This window comes from Methyloversatilis sp. S146-33 (assembly GCF_059552495.1).
Genome location: NZ_JCANOT010000023.1, coordinates 56245 through 76309, shown reverse-complemented (window position 1 = coordinate 76309; position 20065 = coordinate 56245). Strand labels below are relative to the sequence as shown.

The window sequence follows — 20065 nt, the reverse complement described above, 5'->3', positions numbered from 1 at the left end:
CCCGTGATCCGGTTTTCGTCTGCCAAGAAGGACTGCATGAGGAAGCACTTCACCGTCAATCTGTCACCCGGCGTCCGCCACTTCGAGCTGGATGTGCTCCGCACTGCGTCTGCTTCGAAATCAGACCGAAAACCCGTCGCAGTATATTTGAAATGAAGGAGTTGGGTAAAGCTCCGAAAGTTGTGCGGCATGTCGTGGATGCGGAGGAGGCTGGGCAGCGCATTGACAACTTCCTGCTGCGGGTGTGCAAGGGCGTGCCGAAGAGTCACGTCTATCGCATCCTGCGCTCCGGCGAAGTGCGTGTTAACAGCAAGCGGGTCGACCAGACCTACCGGCTGGCCGAGCGCGACGAGGTGCGCATTCCGCCTGTCCGCATGGCCGATCCAGGTACTCCAGCGGCCATTCCGGCGCTCGAATTCGACATCCTGTACGAGGACGACGCCTTCCTGGCCATCAACAAGCCGGCCGGTATCGCCGTGCACGGGGGCTCCGGCGTCAGTTTCGGCGTGATCGAAAGCCTGCGCCGGGCGCGGCCGCAGGCGAAGCTGCTCGAGCTGGCGCACCGGCTGGACCGTGAAACCTCGGGCATCCTGCTGGTGGCGAAGAAGCGTTCGGCGCTGACCGCACTGCACGACGCCTTCCGCGACGGCGGCATGGACAAGCGCTACTACGCGCTGGTGAAGGGCCGCTGGCTCAATCCGCTGCAGCACATCAAGCTGGCGCTGACCAAGTATCTGACGGAGTCGGGCGAGCGCCGCGTAGCGGTCGACCCCGACGGCAAGGCGGCCCACTCGATCGTTGAACTGGAGGCGCGCTGGCCCGGCTACAGCCTGCTCGGCGTGCGCATCAAGACCGGCCGTACGCACCAGATCCGTGTGCACCTGGCGTCCAGTGGCTTTCCCATCGCCGGCGACGAGAAATACGGTGATTTCCCGCTGAACAAGGCTTTGCGGAAGGAGGGGCTGCCGCGCATGTTCCTGCACGCGCACAGTCTGGCACTCAACCATCCCCTCACCGGCGAACGCCTGCAGATCGAGGCGCCGCTGCCGGAGGACCTGGCGGGTTTCGTGCGCCGGCTCGATGCGCACCATCCGCGCGAATTCGATCGCGCAGCCCGCAACACTGACCAAGACCATGCCCGCACAGTTTGACCTCATCGTTTTCGACTGGGACGGTACGCTGCTCGATTCGGCGGCGGCCATCGTCCATGCCATCCAGCACGCCTGTGACGACCTGGGCGTTGTGCCGCCGGACGACGCGACCGCGCGTTCGGTGATCGGCCTCGGGCTGATCGACGCGCTGTCGCGTGCCGTCCCCGCACTGCCCGCCTCACGCCACCAGGAACTGGCCGGCCGCTATCGCTATCACTACCTGGCGCGCGACCACGAATTGACACTGTTCGACGGCGTGCCTGAACTGCTCGACGAATTGCGCGGGCGCGGTCACACGCTCGCGGTGGCCACCGGCAAGAGCCGCGTCGGCCTGAATCGCGCGCTCGGTCACACCGGCCTGGGGCCGATGTTCGCGTCCACCCGCTGTGCCGACGAATCGGTGTCGAAACCGGCGCCCGACATGGTGCTGGAACTGATGGACGAACTGTCGCACGCGCCTGAGCGCACACTGGTCATCGGCGATACGACGCACGATCTGCTGATGGCGCGTCACGCCGGTTGCGAGGCGGTTGCCGTGAGTTACGGTGCGCATCCTCTGCACGAACTGCTCGACGTGGCGCCGCGAGCGCACGCTGCCAGCGTGGCCGAGCTGACGGAATGGCTGCGATGTCACGCGTGAGCGTCTGCGCGTCGGACGCGCTGGAGGAAGGCGGAGCAGGGGTGCGGTTCGAGATCGCGGGCGCTGGCGACAAACCGCGGCAGGCCTTCGCCGTACGTTTCCGCGGGCGGGTGCACGGCTATATAAATCGCTGTCGCCATGTGCCGATAGAACTCGACTGGAATCACGGCGAGTTCTTCGATACTTCAAAGTTATACTTGATCTGCTCCACTCACGGCGCCCTTTATGCACCGGACACCGGGCTGTGTGTCGGCGGTCCCTGCCGCGGCGCAAGACTGGAACCGGTGAAGCTCGAAGAATCCGATGGACAGGTGTGGCTGTCCGAAGCACGCAGCGAGTAAGTAAACCATCATGTCCGAACCCGACAATTCTTCAGATAAACGTCCTGACGCCACTTGGGAGCGCAAGCTGATCGAGCGTCTCGCGCTCGAATCGGTCACCGAACAGCGCCGTCGTCGGCGCTGGAGCATCTTTTTCCGGATGATCGGCTTCGCCTACCTTGGCGTGCTCACCTTTGCGCTGATCGACTGGAGTTCCCTTTTCAGTCAGGCCGAACACCGCAAGCACACGGCGCTGGTCGAGCTCAGCGGTGTCATCGCGCCGAACGGCGAAGCGAGCGCCGAGCGCATCGTGTCCTCGCTGCAGTCGGCCTTCGACGACAAGAACACTCAGGGCGTCATCCTGAAGATCAACAGCCCGGGCGGCAGTCCGGTGCAGAGCGGCATCATCAACGACGAGATCGGCCGGCTGCGTGCGCTTTATCCGGATACGCCGCTGTACGCCGTGGTCGAGGACATCTGTGCATCCGGCGGCTATTACGTCGCCGTCGCTGCTGACCGCATCTACGTGGACAAGGCGAGCATCGTCGGTTCGATCGGCGTGCTGATGGATGGCTTCGGTTTCACTGGACTGATGGACAAGGTGGGGATCGAGCGCCGGCTGCTGACGGCTGGCGAGAACAAGGGTTTTCTCGATCCGTTTTCGCCGCAGGATGAACGGCATAAGGATCATGCGCGTCAGCTTCTCGGCGACGTGCATCAGCAGTTCATCGAGGTGGTGCGCAAGGGCCGCGGCGAGCGGCTGAAGGAATCGCCGGACATGTTCTCCGGCCTGATGTGGAGCGGCTCGCGCAGTATCGAACTGGGTCTGGCCGACGACTTGGGCAGCGTCGAGTACGTTGCGCGCGACGTCGTCAAGGCTGCCGATATCGTCGATTTCACGCAGCGTCAGAACATCGCCGAGCGTTTTGCCAAGCAACTGGGCGCCGATCTGGGTGAGAGCGTGACCGGCGTGCTGAACCGCGTAGGGATGCGCTGAAGCGTTTGGCGACGCCTTAATCGGCCAGCAGGAGGAAAAGTGTCGGGCGGCGGTCGATGCGTCCGATCTCCTCCACCGTCCACTTCGACACTGGCTTCGTCCGCACGAACTGATCGGGCGCCGTCAGCGCCGCCGCCACGCACAGCAAGGTGCTGCCGCGGCAATGCGAGCGAATGGCGTCGAACATTTTCAGGTTGCGATAGGGCGTCTCGATGAACAGTTGGGTCTGTCTGAGTCGCGCCGACTGCTTCTCCAGCTCCGCCAGTGTCTTCGCCCGCGCGCCGTCCTCGACCGGCAGATAGCCGTGGAAGGCGAACGATTGCCCGTTCAGGCCGGACGCCATCAGACCGAGCAGGATGGACGATGGGCCGACCAGCGGCATGACCGGGATGCCCATCGTGTGGGCGGTACGTGCCGCCAGCGCACCCGGGTCGGCAACGCCGGGGCAGCCTGCGTCGGAAATCACGCCGGCGCTGCGGCCGGCGAGTACGGGCGCCAGCAGGTCTCGCAGCAGACGGCCGTCCTTTTCCGGCGGCAACTCGACGATTTCGAGCTCGCGCAGCGGCGTCGGGTGCTCGAGACGCTTCAGCGTGGCGCGGGCCGACTTGGCGCTCTCCACCAGGAAGTAGTCGAGGCGGTGTGCGCAGTCGCGCACTGCGGCTGGCGTGTCGAGCGCGCAATCGGCGCCGACGTCGAGCGGGCTGGGCAGCATGTAGAGCGTGCCCGCCGAGGTCATCGTGCTCATGGCAGCGGGTAACCGATGTCACGCAGCAAGGCGCTGAGACGGATCAGCGGCAGGCCGACCAGCGCTGTCGGGTCGTCGCCGCTCAGCCGCTCCAGCAAAGCAATGCCCAGCGATTCGGATTTGGCGGCGCCAGCGCAGTCCAGCGGGTCATCGAGATCGACGTAGCGCTCGATTTCCGGTCGAGACAGCGGGCGGAGCGCGACTTCGGTCGGCACCAGGGCTTCATGCCGTGTGCCGTTGCGGCCATCGATCACGCACAGCGCAGTGTCGAACACGACGGTCCGGCCGCTCAGTTCCGCCAGCTGGGCGATGGCGGCGTCGCGGCTGCCCGGCTTGCCGTAGCGACGTCCGCCGCAGGAGGCCACCTGATCGGAGCCGATGACACAGGCGCCGGGAAAGCGCGCCGCGATCGCTTCGGCCTTGCTGCGCGCGAGGCGTATGGCCTGTTCGCGTGGCGTTTCGTCGCCGAGCATCGACTCGTCGATGTCCGGTGACGCAGTGGTGAAGGGAACGCGCAGCCGGGACAGCAGCTCCTGGCGATAGCGTGAGGACGAGCCGAGGACCAGTGGAGGAAGATCTGGGGACATATGCGGACGAGGGAAACGGAGTGCCGGCCCGCGTCTTCGCAGGCCGAAAGTCTGAACGTGCTTTGACAGCAGCTTCAAGGGGATAGTATCATTTTGGGTTTGTTTCTCCGCCTGTTGCATCATCGGGCAAGCAGACGTTCATGACCGAAGCAGCCGGAGCCGGAAAGTCGACGGGTAATGTGTCGGCCGGCAATGAATCGAGCGGCGACGAAGTACGTGTCCGGCTCGACGCACAGCAGCTGGCGCGTGCGCAGCAGCGTCTGACCGGTCGTGTCGCGCTGGCATCGTTCGGGCGACTGGCGGCGGAGTGCCGCAGTGCCGATGGAATCGAGTGGTCGCTCACCGGTTCGGTAGATGCCGAAGGCGCCTGCTGGCTGACCCTCGCGGTGGCGGCCGATGTGGTGATGCAATGCCAGCGCTGTCTCGGCGACGTGCAGATCGATGTGCATAGCGAGTCCCGCTTCCGCCTGGTATTTGCCGGCGAGGCCTGGGGCGACGAAGATCTCGACGACGACAGTTTTGAGGCGCTGGAACTCGACGGGCCGCTCGATCTGGCAGCACTGGTTGAGGACGAAGTGCTGCTTGCGTTGCCCGCGGTACCACTGCACGAGCAGTGCGAGGCGCCGGCGGCAGCAGGCGTGAACGAGCAGGAAACGACTTCGGCTAAGCCGTCACCGTTCGCGGTGCTCGGGCAGCTGAAACGGAATTGAATGAGGCTGGCTGGATCATCCGATCCGGCGGGCGCGGTTGTGTGGTTTTTTATCCGGTTATCCGGGGGAGTTGTTCATGGCTGTCCAGCAAAACAAGAAGTCGCCGTCGAAGCGCGGCATGCACCGTGCGCATGATTTTCTGACCGCGCCGGCCACCGCCGTCGAGTCGACCACGGGTGAGGTCCACCTGCGTCATCACATCTCGCCGAGCGGTTTCTACCGCGGCAAGAAGGTGCTCAAGACCAAGGGCGAGTGATCATCGCTTTGTCGTTTTTTCCGGCACGCCGCACCTGTGCGGCCTCCCCGGACGACTTTGAATTGATCGGATGCGCGGCATGAGCTACACCCTGGCCATCGATTGCATGGGCGGGGATCATGGTCCGTCTGTCACCCTGCCGGCATCCCTTGCCTATCTGCGAAGGGATCCTGCCTGCAGTCTGCTGCTCGTCGGGCTCAAGGATGTGCTCGATGCTGAATTGAAGCGCCTCGGTGTGAGCGACGAGCCGCGGATTTCTGTCGTCCATGCGTCCGAAGTGGTGGGCATGGACGAGCCGCCGGCGCAAGCCATGCGCGGCAAGAAGGATTCATCAATGCGTGTGGCGATCGACCTGGTGAAGGAAGGTCGCGCGCAGGCCGCGGTGTCCGCCGGCAACACCGGCGCGCTGATGGCGATCTCCAAGTTCGTCCTGAAGACGCTGCCCGGCATCGACCGGCCGGCGATTGCCTCCATCCTGCCGACCGTAAAGGGCCACACTTACGTGCTGGACCTCGGCGCCAATGTCGATTGCACCTCCGAGCACCTGTTCCAGTTCGGCCTGATGGGCGCGATGCTGGTGTCGGCGCTCGAGTCGCGCGAGCGCCCGAGCGTCGGGTTGCTCAACATCGGCGAGGAAGCGATCAAGGGCAATGAAGCGGTGAAGGGTGCAGCCGATCTGCTGCGCGCCAGTGATCTCAACTTCTACGGCAATGTTGAGGGTAACGACATCTACAAGGGCACGACCGACGTCGTGGTCTGCGATGGATTCGTCGGCAATGTCGCGCTGAAGACGTCGGAAGGTCTGGCGCAGATGATAGGCACCTTCCTGCGCGAGGAATTCAGCCGCGGACCGCTGCGCAAGCTGATGTACCTGGTTGCCCGGCCGGTCATTGCCGCCTTCCGCCGCCGTGTCGATCATCGTCGTTACAATGGCGCCAGTCTGCTCGGCCTGCGCGGTGTCGTCGTGAAGAGCCACGGCTCCAGCGATGCCTACGGATTCGAGCAGGCCATCGCCCGCGCAGCCGATGCAGTGCGCAATGATCTGATCGCCCGCATCACCGAATGCATGACACGTACCGAGGTAGCTGCATGAGTTTTTGCCGCATCACCGGCACGGGCGGCTATCTGCCCGGCGCGCCGGTGTCGAACCATGATCTGGTCGCACGGGGCATCGAAACGTCGGACGAGTGGATCGCCGATCGTACCGGCATCCGCTTCCGTCACTTTGCCGCCGAGCACGAACATTCCAGCGACCTCGCGCTGAATGCGAGCCGTCGGGCGCTCGAAATGGCCGGTCGCGAGGCGGGCGAGGTCGATCTGATCATCGTCGCCACGTCGACGCCCGATCAGGTTTTCCCGAGTACCGCCTGCCTGCTGCAGCACAAGCTGGGTAACCGCGTGGCGACCGCGTTCGACGTGCAGGCGGTGTGCTCGGGTTTCGTCTATGCGCTGACCATCGCCGAGAAGTTTATCCGTTCGGGTTCGCACAAGTGTGCGCTGGTCGTCGGTGCCGAGGTGTTCTCGCGCATCCTCGACTGGAACGACCGCGGCACCTGCGTGCTGTTCGGTGACGGTGCCGGCGCAGTGGTGCTCGAGGCATCGAGCGAGCCGGGCATCCTGTCATCGGCGCTGCATGCCGACGGCCACTATCACGACATCCTGTCGGTGCCGGGCCAGGTCTGCAATGGCGTTGTTGCCGGCAAGCCCTTGCTGCAGATGGACGGCCAGGCGGTTTTCAAGTTCGCCGTGCGCGTGCTGGGCGATACCGCGGTCGAACTGATGCAGGCAGCCGAACTGCCGATGACTGCGCTCGACTGGCTGGTGCCTCACCAGGCCAATATCCGCATCCTGCAGTCGACCGCCAAGCGACTCGACATGTCGATGGACAAGGTCGTTACCACGGTGGCCGAGCATGGCAATACGTCGGCTGCGTCGGTGCCGCTCGCGCTTGATATCGCCGTCCGTGACGGCCGCATCAAGCGGGGCCAGAACGTGATGCTCGAGGGTGTGGGCGGCGGTTTTACCTGGGGCGGCGTGTTGCTGCGCTTCTGATCCACTCGCTTCCGATCCACCGATTTTCCGATGTCTTCCATGCAGAAATTCGCTTTCGTTTTTCCGGGCCAGGGTTCGCAATCGGTCGGCATGATGGCCGCCTATGGCGACGACGCCGAAATCCGCGCGGCTTTTGACGAGGCTTCGCTCGCGCTCGGTGAAGATCTGTGGGCGATGGCGGCCGACGGTCCTGCCGAGCGCCTGTCGCTGACCACCAACACGCAGCCGCTGATGCTGACTGCCGGCGTCGCGGTGTTCCGCAGCTGGGTCAAGCGTACCGGTCGTACCCCTGATGTCGTCGCCGGGCACAGCTTGGGCGAGTACGCAGCGCTGGTCGCTGCCGGCGTGCTTAGACTGAAGGATGCCGTGCCGCTGGTTCGTCTGCGCGCGCAGGCAATGCAGGACGCCGTGCCCGCCGGTACCGGCGCGATGGCCGCCGTGCTGGGTCTGGACGCAGCCGCAGTGCAGGCCTGCTGCGACGACGCCGCACAAGGTGAAGTGGTCGCTGCGGTGAATTTCAACTCGCCTGAGCAGACAGTGATTGCCGGCCATGCCGCTGCCGTCCAGCGCGCGATGGCACTGCTGTCGGAACGCGGTGCCAAGCGCACGGTCGCGCTGCCGGTCAGTGCGCCCTTTCATTGCAGCCTGATGCAGCCGGCGGCCGAAAAGCTGGCCCAGGCGCTGCCCGACGTCGAATTCCGCCGGCCGCAGATCATGTTGGTCAATAACGTCGATGTCGCTTCGCCGGAAGAGCCGGACGCGATCCGCGATGCACTGGTCCGTCAGGCGGCGGCGCCGGTGCGGTGGGTCGAGGTGATTCAGCGCATGGCAGAACTGGGCGTCGTCACGGTCGCAGAGTGCGGCCCGGGCAAGGTGCTGGCCGGCCTGACCAAGCGCATCGACCGCAACCTGAATGGTGTGGCGCTGTCCGACGGTGCTGCGCTGGAACAGCTTGCTCAACAGATCGGAGTGAATTGATGGGTGTTCTCGACGGACAGATTGCGCTGGTGACCGGCGCCAGCCGGGGCATCGGCCGCGCGATTGCGCTGGCGCTCGGCCAGGCGGGCGCCACGGTGATCGGCACCGCGACCAGTGAAGCCGGCGCCGCAGGCATACAGCAGTCTTTCGAAACTGCCGGCGTCCGGGGGCGGGGCATCGTGCTCGACGTGACCGATACTGCGGCGATTCCCGCCGCGATCAGCGCGATCGAGAAGGACTTCGGCACCGTTTCCGTGCTGGTGAACAACGCCGGCATCACGCGCGACAACCTCGCGATGCGGATGAAGGACGACGAGTGGCAGGCGGTCATCGACACCAACCTGAAGGCGGTATTCACGATGTCGCGCGCCGTGATGAAGGGCATGATGAAGGCGCGCAGCGGCCGCATCATCAACATCACGTCGGTGGTCGGCGAAACGGGTAATCCGGGGCAGGCCAACTACGCCGCCGCCAAGGCAGGCGTCGCCGGCATGAGCATGGCGCTGGCGCGCGAACTCGGTTCGCGCAACATCACCGTGAATTGCGTGGCGCCGGGCTTCATCGCCACCGACATGACCGAGGCGCTGGGCGACGCCGCCCGTGACGCGTTGCTGGGCCAGATTCCGCTGGGACGCCTCGGTTCGGCTGACGAAGTGGCCGCTGCGGTCGTGTTCCTCGCGTCGCCGCTCGCCGCCTACGTGACCGGCAGTACCTTGCATGTGAACGGCGGGATGTTCATGCATTGATATTCGGCGGTGTGCGGCGCGCAAGCGCCATACACCTCCAAAGGCGAAGTGGACCAGGCTTTCTGTTACACTCGCGCCACTTTTTTTTCGCGCTCTCACGCTCTAGTCAGGGCATACACAGGGAAGGAGTACCGCAATGGAAAACATCGAACAACGCGTCAAGAAGATCGTTGCCGAACAACTGGGCGTCAACGAAGCCGAGATCAAGAACGAATCGTCTTTCGTCGACGATCTGGGCGCTGACTCGCTCGATACGGTTGAACTGGTCATGGCGCTCGAAGAAGAGTTCGAATGCGAAATCCCCGACGAAGAAGCCGAGAAGATCACCTCGGTGCAACAGGCCATCGATTACGTGAACCGTCATCTGGCCAGCAAGGCCTGATCGTTTCATCGAGCGGAGTACGTTTTGGCACGTAAAAGAATAGTTGTCACCGGCCTGGGCATCATTTCCCCGGTCGGGAACACGGTCGGACAAGCCTGGGAGAACATCCTGGCGGCGAAGTCGGGGATCCGTCGCATCACGCGTTTCGATCCGTCCGAACTGCCTGTCCAGATCGCGGGCGAAGTGCGCGATTTCGACGTCGCCAACTACCTGTCTCCGAAAGAGGCACGGCGTTTCGACACCTTCATCCATTTCGGCATTGCTGCCTCGATGGATGCCATCCGCGATGCCGGACTCGAGGCGAATCCGGCCAACGCCGAGCGCATCGGCGTCTGCGTCGGCTCGGGCATCGGCGGTCTGCCGATGATCGAGGAAACGCACAACGCCATGCTGGCCGGCGGCGTGCGCAAGGTGTCGCCGTTCTTCGTGCCGGGCTCGATCATCAACATGATCTCCGGCATCGTGGCGATCAACTACGGTTTCAAGGGCCCGAACTTTGCGACCGTCAGTGCCTGCGCGACGGCCAACCACTCGATTGGCGAAGCGATGCGTCTGATCGAGTATGGCGACGCCGACGTGATGATTGCCGGTGGTGCCGAATCGACGATGTGCCCGCTGGGCGTGGCCGGCTTCGCGGCTGCCAAGGCGCTGTCGGGCCGTAACGATGATCCGGAGACCGCCAGCCGTCCGTGGGACAGCGGTCGTGACGGCTTCGTGCTGGGTGAAGGTGCTGGCGTGCTGGTGCTCGAGGAGTACGAGCACGCGAAGGCCCGCGGCGCACGCATCTACTGCGAGCTCGCCGGCTACGGCATGAGTGCCGACGCGCATCACATCACTGCGCCCTGCGAGGACGGTGAAGGTGCATCGCGCAGCATGGCGAATGCGCTGCGCAACGGTGGTGTGGCGCTGGACGAGGTCGACTACATCAACGCTCACGGCACATCCACGCCGCTGGGCGACATTGCCGAAACGGTGGCGATCAAGCGCTGTTTTGGTGAGCACGCCAAAACGCTGTGCGTCAGCTCGACCAAGTCCATGACCGGTCACGCACTGGGCGCGGCCGCGGGTATCGAGGCGGTGGTGACGGTGATGGCGATCCACAAGCAGATCGCGCCGCCGACCGCCAATCTGCGCGACCAGGATCCGGCCTGCGATCTCGATTACGTGCCGCTGGTGCCGCGCGAGATCAACATTCGTTCCGCGCTGTCGAATTCCTTTGGTTTCGGCGGTACGAACGCGACGCTGGTCTTCCGTCGCATGTGAGACACCGGCCTTGAACCGCGAGCGGCTTCAGGGCTTCCGGCAGATGCATCTGAAAGGGTCACGTCTTCGCGACGTGGCCCTTTTTTTCGCCTCGCTTGCCGCTGTCGTTGCGTCGGTACTGCTAGGCCCTCTCGCCATCGGGCTCTGTGCGCTCTCGCTGCCGCTGACGGTAGCGGTGCGCGTGCGAGCGGGGCGCCTGTGCGGGCTGGCGAGCGAGGATGGCGAATCCCTCACTTGCGTTCAGTCCGTCGGCGAGGCGCTGAGCGGCCGCCCCTGCGCAGCGAGAATGGGGCGTGCTTGGACTTCGGTCACGCTGGAAGGCGATGGCGGGCGACAGCACCTGCTGCTGTTTGCGGACCAGTTCGACAGCGTCGACGATTACCGGCGCTTCAGACTGTGGTTGCGTGCAGTTCTTCTGGCTGACGCGAGCGACGCGGACGCAGGATGGTTGGGCTGGCTGCGTCGCTGGTATCGGGGTAGTCACGACTGAAATGCAGGCCGCGACTCTCGTGCCGCTGCATCGCGCTGCGCACGATGAGATGGGCGGTCATCACCAGATTGCGCAATTCGATCAGGTCATTGCTGATGCGGAAGTGCGCGTAGTACTCGTCGATCTCGCGTTCGAGCAGGCGGATGCGATGCAGTGCGCGTTCAAGGCGCTTGTTGGTGCGGACGATGCCGACGTAGTCCCACATGAAGCGGCGCAGTTCGTCCCAGTTGTGCGCGATCACCACCTCTTCGTCGGCGTCGGTTACGCGGCTTTCGTCCCAGGCCGGCAGGTCGGGCAGGGAAGAGCCGGGTCGAGCGAGGATGTCCTGTGCCGCAGACTCGGCATAGACGAGGCATTCCAGCAGCGAGTTGCTGGCCAGCCGGTTGGCGCCGTGCAGACCGGTGTAACTGGTCTCGCCGATCGCGTACAGGCCATCGACATCGGTATGCGCACGCTGGTCGACCTTGACGCCGCCGCATGTGTAATGCGCCGCTGGCACCACCGGAATCGGCTGCCGCGTGATGTCTATGCCGAGTTCGAGGCAGCGTGCATGGATGTTCGGGAAATGGCTGATCAGGAAGTCGGCCGGCTTGTGCGACACGTCAAGATAGACGCAGTCGAGACCGCGCTTCTTCATTTCGTAGTCGATCGCCCGTGCCACGACGTCGCGCGGCGCCAGTTCGGCGCGTTCGTCGTGCGCCGGCATGAAGCGTTCGCCGTCGGGCAGCCGCAGCAGGCCGCCCTCGCCGCGCATCGCCTCGGTGATCAGGAAGGACTTGGCGTGCGGGTGGTAGAGACAGGTCGGGTGAAACTGGATGAACTCCATGTTTCCCACCCTGCAACCGGCGCGCCACGCCATCGCGATGCCGTCGCCGGTCGCGGTATCCGGATTGGTCGTGTACAGGTAGACCTTGCCGGCACCGCCGGTTGCCAGCACGACCACTGGCGCTGCAAAGGTATCGACGCGGTCGTTCTCGATGTCGAGGACGTAGGCGCCGGCGCAGCCCAGTTCTGGGCGACCGATCTTCCAGCCGACGATCAGATCGACCGCCAGATGGCGTTCGAAGATGTGGATGTTCGGGTGCGCCTTGACCTGACCGGTCAGCGTCATCTGGATGGCCGAGCCGGTCGCATCGGCCACATGCACGATGCGGCGGTGGCTGTGGCCGCCCTCACGAGTCAGGTGGTAACCGAGCGAGGTCTGGTCGTCGCGCGTGAAGGGGACGCCGCGGCCGATCAGCCACTCGATCGCGCGTCGGCCGTTCTCGACCACGAAGCGGCTGGCTTCCGGGTCGCACAGTCCGGCGCCGGCGACCAGCGTGTCGCGCAGATGCGCCTCGACCGAGTCCTCGCTGTCGAGCACGGCGGCCACGCCACCCTGGGCCCAGCTGGACGCCGAGTCCTCCAGCTTCTGCTTGGTGACCAGGGCGACCTGGCGACCGGCTTCCGCCAGTCGCAAAGCGAGCGCCTGTCCGGCCAGGCCGCTTCCGAGTACCAGCACGTCGAATGTCTGCACGGCGATCAGCAGTTCAATGGGAGGGCTGCACTATATCGCAGCGCAGCGAGAGGATGCCGGCCGCGGACGTGCCGACTGCAATGAACTTTGTCGGAAGCCCCCGGTCTGTGCTGGCATGGACGCGACACTACACCCCCTTCAAGTGGTACCCAGGCCTGCGCGCTCGGATATACTGCGCGCCAGTTCAAAACCCGCGCCGGTGAAAGACCCGGGTGGCACAACATCGGCCCAGATGAGCGAGCGAGAGGTTGACCAGCTGCTTGTCGAGCGTGCGCAGCGCGGCGACAAGCAGGCCTTCGGTCTGTTGGTCAGCAAGTATCAGCGCAAGCTCGGACGGCTGCTGTCGCGCCTGATACGCGACCCGGCCGAAGTAGAGGACGTGGCACAGGAGGCCTTCATCAAGGCTTACCGTGCGTTGCCCTCGTTCCGCGGTGAGAGCGCGTTTTACACGTGGCTGTACAGAATAGGCGTCAATACGGCGAAGAACTACCTCGTGTCGCAGGGGCGCAGAGCCCCGACCAGCACGGAGTTCGATTCCGAAGAGGCGGAAAACTTTGACGACAGCGACAACCTCCGGGACATCAACACCCCCGAGCGGCTGCTGCTGACCAAGCAGATCGGACAGACGGTGACCTCCGCAATGGAAGCACTGCCCGAAGAACTGCGCACAGCCATCATGCTGCGTGAGCTCGAAGGCATGGCCTACGAGGAGATCGCGACAGTGATGGATTGTCCGATCGGGACGGTGCGTTCGCGCATTTTCCGTGCCCGGGAGGCGATCGCCGAGAAGCTGCGGCCGCTGCTCGACACGGCTCCCGACAAGAGGTGGTAACAGGCATGAAAGAGAATCTGAGCGCATTCATCGACAACGAGCTCGATGAGCGCACGTCGCAGCAGGTGCTGGATCGCCTGCACGCGGACGGCGATCTGCGCGATGAGTTTGCATTGCAGGTGATGATTGGCGATGTACTGCGCGGCGACGATGGTTTCGACGCGCGTTTCACGGCGTCGGTCATGAGCAGACTTGACGACGAGCCCACGGTGCTGGCGCCGGTTGCCTTCCGCGTCCAGCCCGAAGCGAAGCGACTGTGGATGCCTGCCGCGGCGGCCGTCGCCGGCGTCGCGCTGGTGTCCTGGCTGGGGCTCGACCTCATGTCCGCTCCCGACGTGCAGCCGCAACTGGCGGTTGCTCCGGTGGTCGTGCCGGTGCAGCTTGCACAGACCGAATCGCCCCTTCGCGCCTATCTTGTCGCGCATCAGGGTTACTCGCCGACCGGCAGCATGCAGGGCGTCGCGCTCTACGCGCGCGGCGTTTCGGATCCGCAGACCGACGACCGTCGATGATCGTGCGGGCAGTCTGGCTGTTTGCGTCCCTGCTGTTTGCGCAGGGCGCGCTGGCCCAGGGGCAGCCTGAAGCGCTGTCCCTCCTCGGGCGAGCGGTGAGCGCCTCGCAGCGCACCTCCTACATTGGCACTTTCGTCTATCAGAGCGGTTCGAACGTCGAAACCTCGCGTGTCGCGCACTACGTCGACACCGACGGCAATTCGGTCGAACGGCTGGAAGTGCTCGACGGCAGCCCGCGCGAGGTCATCCGCGTCAATGACGAGGTGCGTTGCTACCTGCCAAAGGAAAAGATCATCATCGAGGACCGGCGTGGCGCGCGGAAGACTTTCCCGTCGCTGTTGCCGGAGTCGGTCGGTGCGCTCAGCGATTACTACACGGTTCGCAAAGGCCCGCCCGGCCGCGTCGCAGGCTTCGATACCCAGTCCGTGCTGCTCGAGCCGAAGGACGGTTACCGTTACGGTCACATGTTCTGGATCGAGGCACAGACCGGCCTGTTGCTGAAGGCGCGCATGGTGAACGAGCGCAGCGAACCGATAGAGCAGTTCGCCTTCGCCCAGCTGCAGCTCGGTCCGGCGCTGACGCGCGAGGACGTGCAATCCAGGCTGGCCGCCTCGTCGTCGGGCTGGAAGGTGCATACGGCGAATTCGACCCAGGCTCAGAATGCCGACCTCGGCTGGACGATGAATGGCGACGTGCCTGGCTTCCGCCAGATCGCCGGCATGAAGCGGTCGCTCGGCCCGGACCGCCCCGACATGGTCCATATGGTTTTCTCCGATGGCCTCGCTGCGATCTCGGTATTCATCGAGCCCTACCGCAAGGAAGACGGAAACGTCGTCGGGCCGATGAAGCATGGCGCCGTGAACGTGTACAAGCGACGGCTGGCGGGCTACGTCATCACCGCGCTCGGCGAAGTGCCGCCGCACAGTCTGCAGCGCATGGCGGACGCGGTGGGACAGAAGCGTTGATGAACGTCCGTTCGGGTCAGGTCCGCCGCGTCGCCGATGGTTTCGCCTGGGTCGATGTGGAGCGGCAGAGTGGTTGCGGTCGATGTGCCGAAAGCGGTGGCTGCGGTCGGGCCTGTGAATCGGCCGCGGCGACCTACGTCATACCCGTCGACGTCGCCGTGCTGCCAGGCGAACGCGTCGATGTCGTCGTGTCGCAGCGGGCGCCGCTGATTGCAGCGCTGCTGACCTACGGCGTCGCGCTGCTCGCGCTGTTCGTGGGTGTTGCACTGGCGATGCTGCTGGCCGGCGATTCGGACCTCTCAGTGGCAGCAGGGGCCGTGGTCGGTCTGATCGCCGCTGCGGGCTGGCTGCGCGGCAGTCGCTCGCGCAGCACGCTCATTCCTTCCGTACGTATCCTTTCCGGTCGCGACCTTTCGCCCAGATCATGAAATCCCTGTTCGCGGCTGCGATGTTCAGCCTGAGTTGCCTGTTTGCCATCGTTCCTCCGGCCAGCGCGCAGCGCGAACTGCCGGATTTCTCGCAACTGGTCGAGCAGCAGGGGCGGGCGGTGGTCAATATCAGCACGACGCAGAAGGTCAGTACGCGGGCGATGCCGCAGCTGCCGCCTGGGCTGGACGAAGACGATCCAATGTTCGATTTCTTCCGCCGCTTCGTTCCGCAGCAACCCGGTGTGCCGGGCTCGCAGGACGCCCGATCCCTCGGGTCAGGATTCATCATTTCGGCCGACGGCTATCTGATGACCAATGCTCACGTGGTGGACGAAGCCGACGAAATCACCGTCCGCCTGTCCGACAAGCGCGAATTCCGGGCGCGCGTGATCGGCGCCGACAAGCGTACCGACGTCGCGCTGCTCAAGATCGACGCCACCGGCCTGCCGGTCGTTCGCTTCGGTGACGCCAGCAAGCTCAAGGTGGGCGAGTGGGTGGTGGCCATCGGCTCGCCTTTCGGTTTCGAAAGCTCGGTCACCGCCGGCATCGTGTCGGCCAAGGGTCGCTCGCTGCCGCAGGAAAACTTCGTTCCTTTCATCCAGACCGACGTCGCCATCAACCCCGGCAATTCGGGCGGGCCGCTGTTCAATCTGCGCGGCGAGGTGGTGGGCATCAATTCGCAGATCTACAGCCGCAACGGCGGTTTCATGGGCCTGTCCTTCGCCATTCCGATCGACGTGGCGATGGATGTGCAGTCGCAACTGCGCGCCACCGGCCGCGTTCAGCGCGGACGCATAGGCGTGGTCATACAGGAAGTGACGAAGGAACTGGCCGACTCCTTTGGCCTGCCGAACGTCGAAGGTGCGCTGGTCAGTTCGGTCGAGCCGCGCGGCCCGGCGGAGAAGGCGGGCATCGAACCCGGCGACGTGATCCTGCGTTTCGACGGCAAGCAGGTCGAAAAGTCGGGCGATCTGCCGCGGCTGGTGGGCGGAACGAAGCCGGGCACGGCGTCGGTTGCGCAGATCTGGCGCAACGGTGCGACGCGTGACATCCGCGTCACCGTGGCTGAACTGAGTGACGAACGCATCGACCCGCGCAAGGCCCGCCGTGGCGCGGCGCCCGAGGCGGCACCCGCACCCAACCGGCTGGGGCTGGTGCTCTCCGAGCTGACGCCGCAGCAGAAGCGCGAACTGAAGGTCGAGGGCGGGCTGAAGGTGGAGGAAGTCGCGGGCAACCAGCGATCCGACCTGCGTGCCGGCGACATCATCCTGGCGGTGATCGCCCGCGGCAAGCAGACACCAGTCGGCACGCTGGAGCAGTTCAACAAGATCCTCTCCAGCATCGAACCCAAGGTCGGGCTGACGGTGCTGGTGCGCCGCGGCGACAGCCAGACCTTCCTGACGCTGCGTGCGCCGAACGGGCAGGGCGACGGCAAGTGAGCGGCGCTCCGCGCGAACTGACGCTCTACCTGCGGCGCTGGTGTCACCTGTGCGACGAGCTGATCGAGGCGCTCGAGCCGCTGATCGCCGGCCAGGGGATCAGTGTGCGCGAAATCGATATCGACGAGCACGAGGAATTCGAGGACGCCTATGGCGAGCACATTCCGGTGCTCTGTGCGGGCGATCGCGAACTGTGCCGGCACCGGCTGGACGAGGGGGCTGTACGGGCCTATCTGCTAGAATCGCGCGCTTGACTGCAGGCCCGGTCCGGCTGACCGCACAGGGGTGCCCGCCACGGCGCCCTTTTTTGTTTTCCGCCGCCCTTTTTTGATTCCGTTCCCGATTCCATTCGACTGATGCAGCACATCCGAAATTTTTCCATCATCGCCCACATCGATCACGGCAAGTCCACGCTGGCGGACCGGCTGATCCAGCGCTGCGGCGGCCTGTCCGACCGTGAGATGGAGGCGCAGGTGCTTGACTCGATGGATCTGGAGCGCGAGCGCGGCATCACCATCAAGGCGCAGACCGCTGCGCTGTCGTACAAGGCCAAGGACGGTCAGGTCTATAACCTGAACCTGATCGATACCCCGGGGCACGTCGACTTTTCCTACGAGGTGAGCCGCTCGCTGTCCGCCTGCGAAGGCGCGCTGCTGGTGGTCGACGCATCTCAGGGTGTCGAAGCGCAGACGGTGGCGAACTGCTACACCGCGCTCGACCTCGGCGTCGAGGTGGTGCCGGTGCTGAACAAGATGGACCTGCCTCAGGCCGATCCGGACAACGCGAAGCAGGAAGTGGAGGACGTGATCGGCATCGACGCGACCGACGCCATTCCGTGTTCGGCCAAGACCGGCATGGGCATCGACGACATCCTCGAAGCGGTGATCGCGCGCATTCCGGCGCCCAAGGGTGATCCGGCTGCACCGCTGAAGGCGCTCATCATCGATTCCTGGTTCGACAACTACGTCGGCGTGGTGATGCTGGTGCGTGTGGTCGATGGCGCGCTGAAGCCCAAGGACAAGATGCTGCTGATGTCGACCGGTGCCCAGTACCAGTGCGACCAGGTCGGCGTATTCACGCCGAAATCGGTGCAGAAGACCAGTCTGTCGGCTGGCGAAGTGGGTTTCATCATTTCCGGCATCAAGGAACTGCAGGCCGCCAAGGTGGGCGACACCATTACGCTGGCCGACCGCCGCGCCGACGCGCCGCTGCCCGGCTTCAAGGAAATCAAGCCGCAGGTGTTCGCCGGTCTGTATCCGGTCGAGGCCAGCGAGTACGACCAGCTGCGCGAGTCGCTGGAAAAGCTCAAGCTGAACGACGCCTCGCTGCAGTACGAGCCGGAAGTGTCGCAGGCACTGGGCTTCGGTTTCCGCTGCGGCTTCCTCGGCATGCTGCACATGGAAATCGTGCAGGAGCGGCTGGAGCGCGAGTTCGACATGGACCTCATCACGACGGCGCCGACCGTGGTGTACGAGGTGCTGATGAACGACGGCAGCGTCGTCATGGTCGAGAACCCGTCCAAGCTGCCGGAAACGTCCAAGGTTGCTGAAATCCGTGAGCCCATCATCAAGGCGGTCATCTTCATGCCGCAGGATTACCTGGGTGCGGTGATCACGCTGTGCGAACAGAAGCGCGGTCAGCAGGTGAACATGCTCTACCACGGCCGTCAGGTGCAGCTGACCTATGACCTGCCGATGGCCGAAGTGGTGTTCGACTTCTTCGACAAGCTGAAGTCGGTGTCACGCGGCTATGCCTCGCTCGACTACGAGTTCAAGGAATACCGCGCCGCCGACGTGGTGAAGCTCGATCTTATGGTGGCGGGCGAGAAGGTCGATGCGCTGTCGGTCATCGTGCACCGAGCCAACGCGCAGTTCCGGGGCCGCGAGGTGGCGGCGAAGATGCGCGAGCTGATTCCGCGCCAGATGTTCGACGTGCCGGTGCAGGCGGCGATCGGTGCGCACATCATCGCGCGCGAAACGATCAAGGCGCTGCGCAAGAACGTGCTGGCCAAGTGCTACGGCGGCGACATCACGCGGAAGAAGAAGCTGCTGGAAAAGCAGAAGGCCGGCAAGAAGCGCATGAAGCAGGTGGGCAATGTGGAAATTCCGCAGGAGGCCTTCCTTGCCGTGCTGCGGGTTGACGACAAGTAAGGACCAACAGGCTCGGACGACAAACGAGGCGTCCGCCCGGATGCCCGACAATACGACTGGATTTCCATCTTGAATTTCGCACTGATTCTTTTTGTGCTGTGTGTGCTCACGGGCATTCTGTGGGTGATGGACAAGGCGGTGTTCGCCAAGCAACGCCCGGCCGGCAGCCCCGACCCGTGGTGGGTCGAATACGGTGCCAGCTTCTTCCCCGTCATCATCGTCGTGTTCACGCTGCGCAGCTTCGTCGTCGAGCCCTTCCGCATTCCGTCCGGCTCGATGATTCCGACCCTGCTGGTGGGCGACTTCATCCTGGTGAACAAATACACCTACGGCGTGCGGCTGCCGGTGCTCAACACCAAGATCGTCGACATGAATGATCCGCAGCGTGGCGATGTGATGGTGTTCCGCTACCCGGCCGACCCGTCGGTCGACTACATCAAGCGCGTGGTCGGCCTGCCGGGCGACAAGATCGCCTACCAGAACAAGCGACTCACCATCAACGGCGTCGAGGTGCCGGTGAAGGCGCAGGAGGACTACTTCCACAAGGAACGTGCCTACTATTCCAATCGTTACTCGGAAACGCTGGGCGAGGTCGAACACTCCATCCTGAACGACCGCGACGCCCGCGCCGACGTACCGATGGCGCTCGATTTTCCGGGCCGCGAGAACTGTGTCTACAATCACGAAGGGGTGCGCTGCGAGGTGCCGGCCGGCCACTATTTCGTGCTGGGCGACAACCGCGACCAGAGTGCGGACAGCCGTGTGTGGGGCTTCGTGCCCGACGCCAACATCGTCGGCAAGGCCTTCTTCGTCTGGTTCCACGCGGATGCCATCGTGCCGCCGAAGGGCATCGATTTCGGCCGCATCGGCAGCTTCCGTTGATCCGGCAGCGTCAGACAATCAGAA

General features: G+C 64.4%; 23 protein-coding genes. 20 read left to right on the top strand and 3 right to left on the bottom strand.

The genetic code is table 11. From position 1 onward, the window contains the following. Window positions 1-152 precede the first annotated feature (152 nt). The 4 genes from AC51BJ_RS08225 to AC51BJ_RS08210 are packed head-to-tail and all read left to right on the top strand — an operon-like array spanning window position 153 to window position 3108. Complete coding sequence (locus AC51BJ_RS08225; RefSeq protein ID WP_496279886.1) at window positions 153-1151, top strand: RluA family pseudouridine synthase; 999 nt, start codon at window positions 153-155, stop codon at window positions 1149-1151. Continuing rightward, entirely contained in the window at window positions 1135-1791 is a 657-nt protein-coding gene (locus AC51BJ_RS08220) for an HAD family hydrolase (RefSeq protein WP_496279885.1), read from the top strand. The genes AC51BJ_RS08225 and AC51BJ_RS08220 overlap by 17 nt, the downstream gene beginning before the upstream one ends. Then, window positions 1779-2132 (top strand): Rieske (2Fe-2S) protein, encoded by a 354-nt coding sequence (locus tag AC51BJ_RS08215; protein ID WP_496279884.1) that lies wholly within the window; start codon window positions 1779-1781, stop codon window positions 2130-2132. Before AC51BJ_RS08220 ends, AC51BJ_RS08215 begins: the two co-directional genes overlap by 13 nt. A 10-nt stretch (window positions 2133-2142) precedes the next feature. Beyond that, entirely contained in the window at window positions 2143-3108 is a 966-nt protein-coding gene (locus tag AC51BJ_RS08210; RefSeq protein WP_304005071.1) for a S49 family peptidase, read from the top strand. 16 nt (window positions 3109-3124) lie between these two features. Here the strand turns inward: AC51BJ_RS08210 and AC51BJ_RS08205 are convergent, their stop codons facing one another. Then, the gene (locus AC51BJ_RS08205; protein WP_430434420.1) at window positions 3125-3853 is read right to left on the bottom strand and encodes an SAM-dependent methyltransferase; all 729 of its coding nucleotides are present in this window, start codon (window positions 3851-3853) and stop codon (window positions 3125-3127) included. Beyond that, window positions 3850-4440 carry a Maf family protein gene (locus AC51BJ_RS08200; protein ID WP_430434419.1) on the bottom strand — a complete coding sequence of 197 codons (591 nt, stop codon included), beginning with the start codon at window positions 4438-4440 and terminating at the stop codon, window positions 3850-3852. Before AC51BJ_RS08200 ends, AC51BJ_RS08205 begins: the two co-directional genes overlap by 4 nt. Window positions 4441-4580: 140 nt before the next feature. Here AC51BJ_RS08200 and AC51BJ_RS08195 point away from each other — a divergent pair, with 140 nt between their 5' ends. The 8 genes from AC51BJ_RS08195 to fabF all read left to right on the top strand — a co-directional run bounded on the left by AC51BJ_RS08195 (window position 4581) and on the right by fabF (window position 10827). Next, the gene (locus tag AC51BJ_RS08195; RefSeq protein ID WP_496279883.1) at window positions 4581-5150 is read left to right on the top strand and encodes a YceD family protein; all 570 of its coding nucleotides are present in this window, start codon (window positions 4581-4583) and stop codon (window positions 5148-5150) included. Between the two features lie 76 nt (window positions 5151-5226). Next, complete coding sequence (gene rpmF, locus AC51BJ_RS08190; RefSeq protein WP_019917801.1) at window positions 5227-5406, top strand: 50S ribosomal protein L32; 180 nt, start codon at window positions 5227-5229, stop codon at window positions 5404-5406. A 79-nt stretch (window positions 5407-5485) separates the two neighbouring features. Next, complete coding sequence (plsX, locus tag AC51BJ_RS08185) at window positions 5486-6499, top strand: phosphate acyltransferase PlsX (RefSeq protein ID WP_304005204.1); 1014 nt, start codon at window positions 5486-5488, stop codon at window positions 6497-6499. Then, a complete protein-coding gene (locus tag AC51BJ_RS08180) occupies window positions 6496-7458 on the top strand; it encodes a beta-ketoacyl-ACP synthase III (RefSeq protein WP_496279882.1) in 963 nt (320 codons plus the stop codon). Before plsX ends, AC51BJ_RS08180 begins: the two co-directional genes overlap by 4 nt. A 39-nt stretch (window positions 7459-7497) precedes the next feature. Beyond that, window positions 7498-8436, top strand: coding sequence for an ACP S-malonyltransferase (gene fabD / locus AC51BJ_RS08175; protein WP_304005085.1), 939 nt, complete (start codon window positions 7498-7500; stop codon window positions 8434-8436). Next, a complete protein-coding gene (gene fabG / locus AC51BJ_RS08170; protein WP_296812238.1) occupies window positions 8436-9182 on the top strand; it encodes a 3-oxoacyl-ACP reductase FabG in 747 nt (248 codons plus the stop codon). The genes fabD and fabG overlap by 1 nt, the downstream gene beginning before the upstream one ends. 136 nt (window positions 9183-9318) lie before the next feature. Further along, window positions 9319-9564, top strand: a complete 246-nt coding sequence (gene acpP, locus AC51BJ_RS08165; protein WP_019917806.1) for an acyl carrier protein — start codon at window positions 9319-9321, stop codon at window positions 9562-9564. A gap of 24 nt (window positions 9565-9588) precedes the next feature. Further along, entirely contained in the window at window positions 9589-10827 is a 1239-nt protein-coding gene (gene fabF, locus AC51BJ_RS08160; RefSeq protein WP_024300379.1) for a beta-ketoacyl-ACP synthase II, read from the top strand. 389 nt (window positions 10828-11216) lie between these two features. Here the strand turns inward: fabF and nadB are convergent, their stop codons facing one another. Further along, on the bottom strand, window positions 11217-12833 hold the full coding sequence (gene nadB / locus AC51BJ_RS08155; protein ID WP_304005093.1) for an L-aspartate oxidase: 1617 nt from the start codon (window positions 12831-12833) through the stop codon (window positions 11217-11219). A gap of 232 nt (window positions 12834-13065) precedes the next feature. On the opposite strand from nadB, the gene rpoE reads away from it, so the two are divergent. The 8 genes from rpoE (at window position 13066) to lepB (ending at window position 20041) form a co-directional block, all read left to right on the top strand. Further along, the gene (gene rpoE / locus AC51BJ_RS08150) at window positions 13066-13665 is read left to right on the top strand and encodes an RNA polymerase sigma factor RpoE (protein ID WP_019917809.1); all 600 of its coding nucleotides are present in this window, start codon (window positions 13066-13068) and stop codon (window positions 13663-13665) included. Window positions 13666-13670: 5 nt separating this feature from the next. After that, the gene (locus AC51BJ_RS08145) at window positions 13671-14177 is read left to right on the top strand and encodes a sigma-E factor negative regulatory protein (RefSeq protein WP_496279881.1); all 507 of its coding nucleotides are present in this window, start codon (window positions 13671-13673) and stop codon (window positions 14175-14177) included. Further along, window positions 14174-15142 carry a MucB/RseB C-terminal domain-containing protein gene (locus AC51BJ_RS08140; RefSeq protein ID WP_430434412.1) on the top strand — a complete coding sequence of 323 codons (969 nt, stop codon included), beginning with the start codon at window positions 14174-14176 and terminating at the stop codon, window positions 15140-15142. The genes AC51BJ_RS08145 and AC51BJ_RS08140 overlap by 4 nt, the downstream gene beginning before the upstream one ends. After that, complete coding sequence (locus tag AC51BJ_RS08135) at window positions 15142-15570, top strand: SoxR reducing system RseC family protein (RefSeq protein WP_496279880.1); 429 nt, start codon at window positions 15142-15144, stop codon at window positions 15568-15570. The genes AC51BJ_RS08140 and AC51BJ_RS08135 overlap by 1 nt, the downstream gene beginning before the upstream one ends. After that, window positions 15567-17009 carry a DegQ family serine endoprotease gene (locus AC51BJ_RS08130; RefSeq protein ID WP_430434410.1) on the top strand — a complete coding sequence of 481 codons (1443 nt, stop codon included), beginning with the start codon at window positions 15567-15569 and terminating at the stop codon, window positions 17007-17009. The genes AC51BJ_RS08135 and AC51BJ_RS08130 overlap by 4 nt, the downstream gene beginning before the upstream one ends. Further along, a complete protein-coding gene (locus tag AC51BJ_RS08125) occupies window positions 17006-17263 on the top strand; it encodes a glutaredoxin family protein (protein ID WP_430434409.1) in 258 nt (85 codons plus the stop codon). The genes AC51BJ_RS08130 and AC51BJ_RS08125 overlap by 4 nt, the downstream gene beginning before the upstream one ends. A gap of 102 nt (window positions 17264-17365) precedes the next feature. Next, entirely contained in the window at window positions 17366-19159 is a 1794-nt protein-coding gene (gene lepA / locus AC51BJ_RS08120) for a translation elongation factor 4 (RefSeq protein ID WP_496279879.1), read from the top strand. Window positions 19160-19228: 69 nt separating this feature from the next. After that, window positions 19229-20041, top strand: coding sequence for a signal peptidase I (lepB, locus tag AC51BJ_RS08115; RefSeq protein WP_496279878.1), 813 nt, complete (start codon window positions 19229-19231; stop codon window positions 20039-20041). Window positions 20042-20065 lie beyond the last annotated feature (24 nt).

Bases quoted from the DNA above. Each gene is read 5' to 3' on its own strand.
- AC51BJ_RS08225 (WP_496279886.1), top strand. From the start codon at position 153: ATGAAGGAGTTGGGTAAAGCTCCGAAAGTTGTGCGGCATGTCGTGGAT.
- AC51BJ_RS08220 (WP_496279885.1), top strand. From the start codon at position 1,135: ATGCCCGCACAGTTTGACCTCATCGTTTTCGACTGGGACGGTACGCTG.
- AC51BJ_RS08215 (WP_496279884.1), top strand. From the start codon at position 1,779: ATGTCACGCGTGAGCGTCTGCGCGTCGGACGCGCTGGAGGAAGGCGGA.
- AC51BJ_RS08210 (WP_304005071.1), top strand. From the start codon at position 2,143: ATGTCCGAACCCGACAATTCTTCAGATAAACGTCCTGACGCCACTTGG.
- AC51BJ_RS08205 (WP_430434420.1), bottom strand. From the start codon at position 3,853: ATGAGCACGATGACCTCGGCGGGCACGCTCTACATGCTGCCCAGCCCG.
- AC51BJ_RS08200 (WP_430434419.1), bottom strand. From the start codon at position 4,440: ATGTCCCCAGATCTTCCTCCACTGGTCCTCGGCTCGTCCTCACGCTAT.
- AC51BJ_RS08195 (WP_496279883.1), top strand. From the start codon at position 4,581: ATGACCGAAGCAGCCGGAGCCGGAAAGTCGACGGGTAATGTGTCGGCC.
- rpmF (WP_019917801.1), top strand. From the start codon at position 5,227: ATGGCTGTCCAGCAAAACAAGAAGTCGCCGTCGAAGCGCGGCATGCAC.
- plsX (WP_304005204.1), top strand. From the start codon at position 5,486: ATGAGCTACACCCTGGCCATCGATTGCATGGGCGGGGATCATGGTCCG.
- AC51BJ_RS08180 (WP_496279882.1), top strand. From the start codon at position 6,496: ATGAGTTTTTGCCGCATCACCGGCACGGGCGGCTATCTGCCCGGCGCG.
- fabD (WP_304005085.1), top strand. From the start codon at position 7,498: ATGCAGAAATTCGCTTTCGTTTTTCCGGGCCAGGGTTCGCAATCGGTC.
- fabG (WP_296812238.1), top strand. From the start codon at position 8,436: ATGGGTGTTCTCGACGGACAGATTGCGCTGGTGACCGGCGCCAGCCGG.
- acpP (WP_019917806.1), top strand. From the start codon at position 9,319: ATGGAAAACATCGAACAACGCGTCAAGAAGATCGTTGCCGAACAACTG.
- rpoE (WP_019917809.1), top strand. From the start codon at position 13,066: ATGAGCGAGCGAGAGGTTGACCAGCTGCTTGTCGAGCGTGCGCAGCGC.
- AC51BJ_RS08145 (WP_496279881.1), top strand. From the start codon at position 13,671: ATGAAAGAGAATCTGAGCGCATTCATCGACAACGAGCTCGATGAGCGC.
- AC51BJ_RS08140 (WP_430434412.1), top strand. From the start codon at position 14,174: ATGATCGTGCGGGCAGTCTGGCTGTTTGCGTCCCTGCTGTTTGCGCAG.
- AC51BJ_RS08135 (WP_496279880.1), top strand. From the start codon at position 15,142: ATGAACGTCCGTTCGGGTCAGGTCCGCCGCGTCGCCGATGGTTTCGCC.
- AC51BJ_RS08130 (WP_430434410.1), top strand. From the start codon at position 15,567: ATGAAATCCCTGTTCGCGGCTGCGATGTTCAGCCTGAGTTGCCTGTTT.
- lepA (WP_496279879.1), top strand. From the start codon at position 17,366: ATGCAGCACATCCGAAATTTTTCCATCATCGCCCACATCGATCACGGC.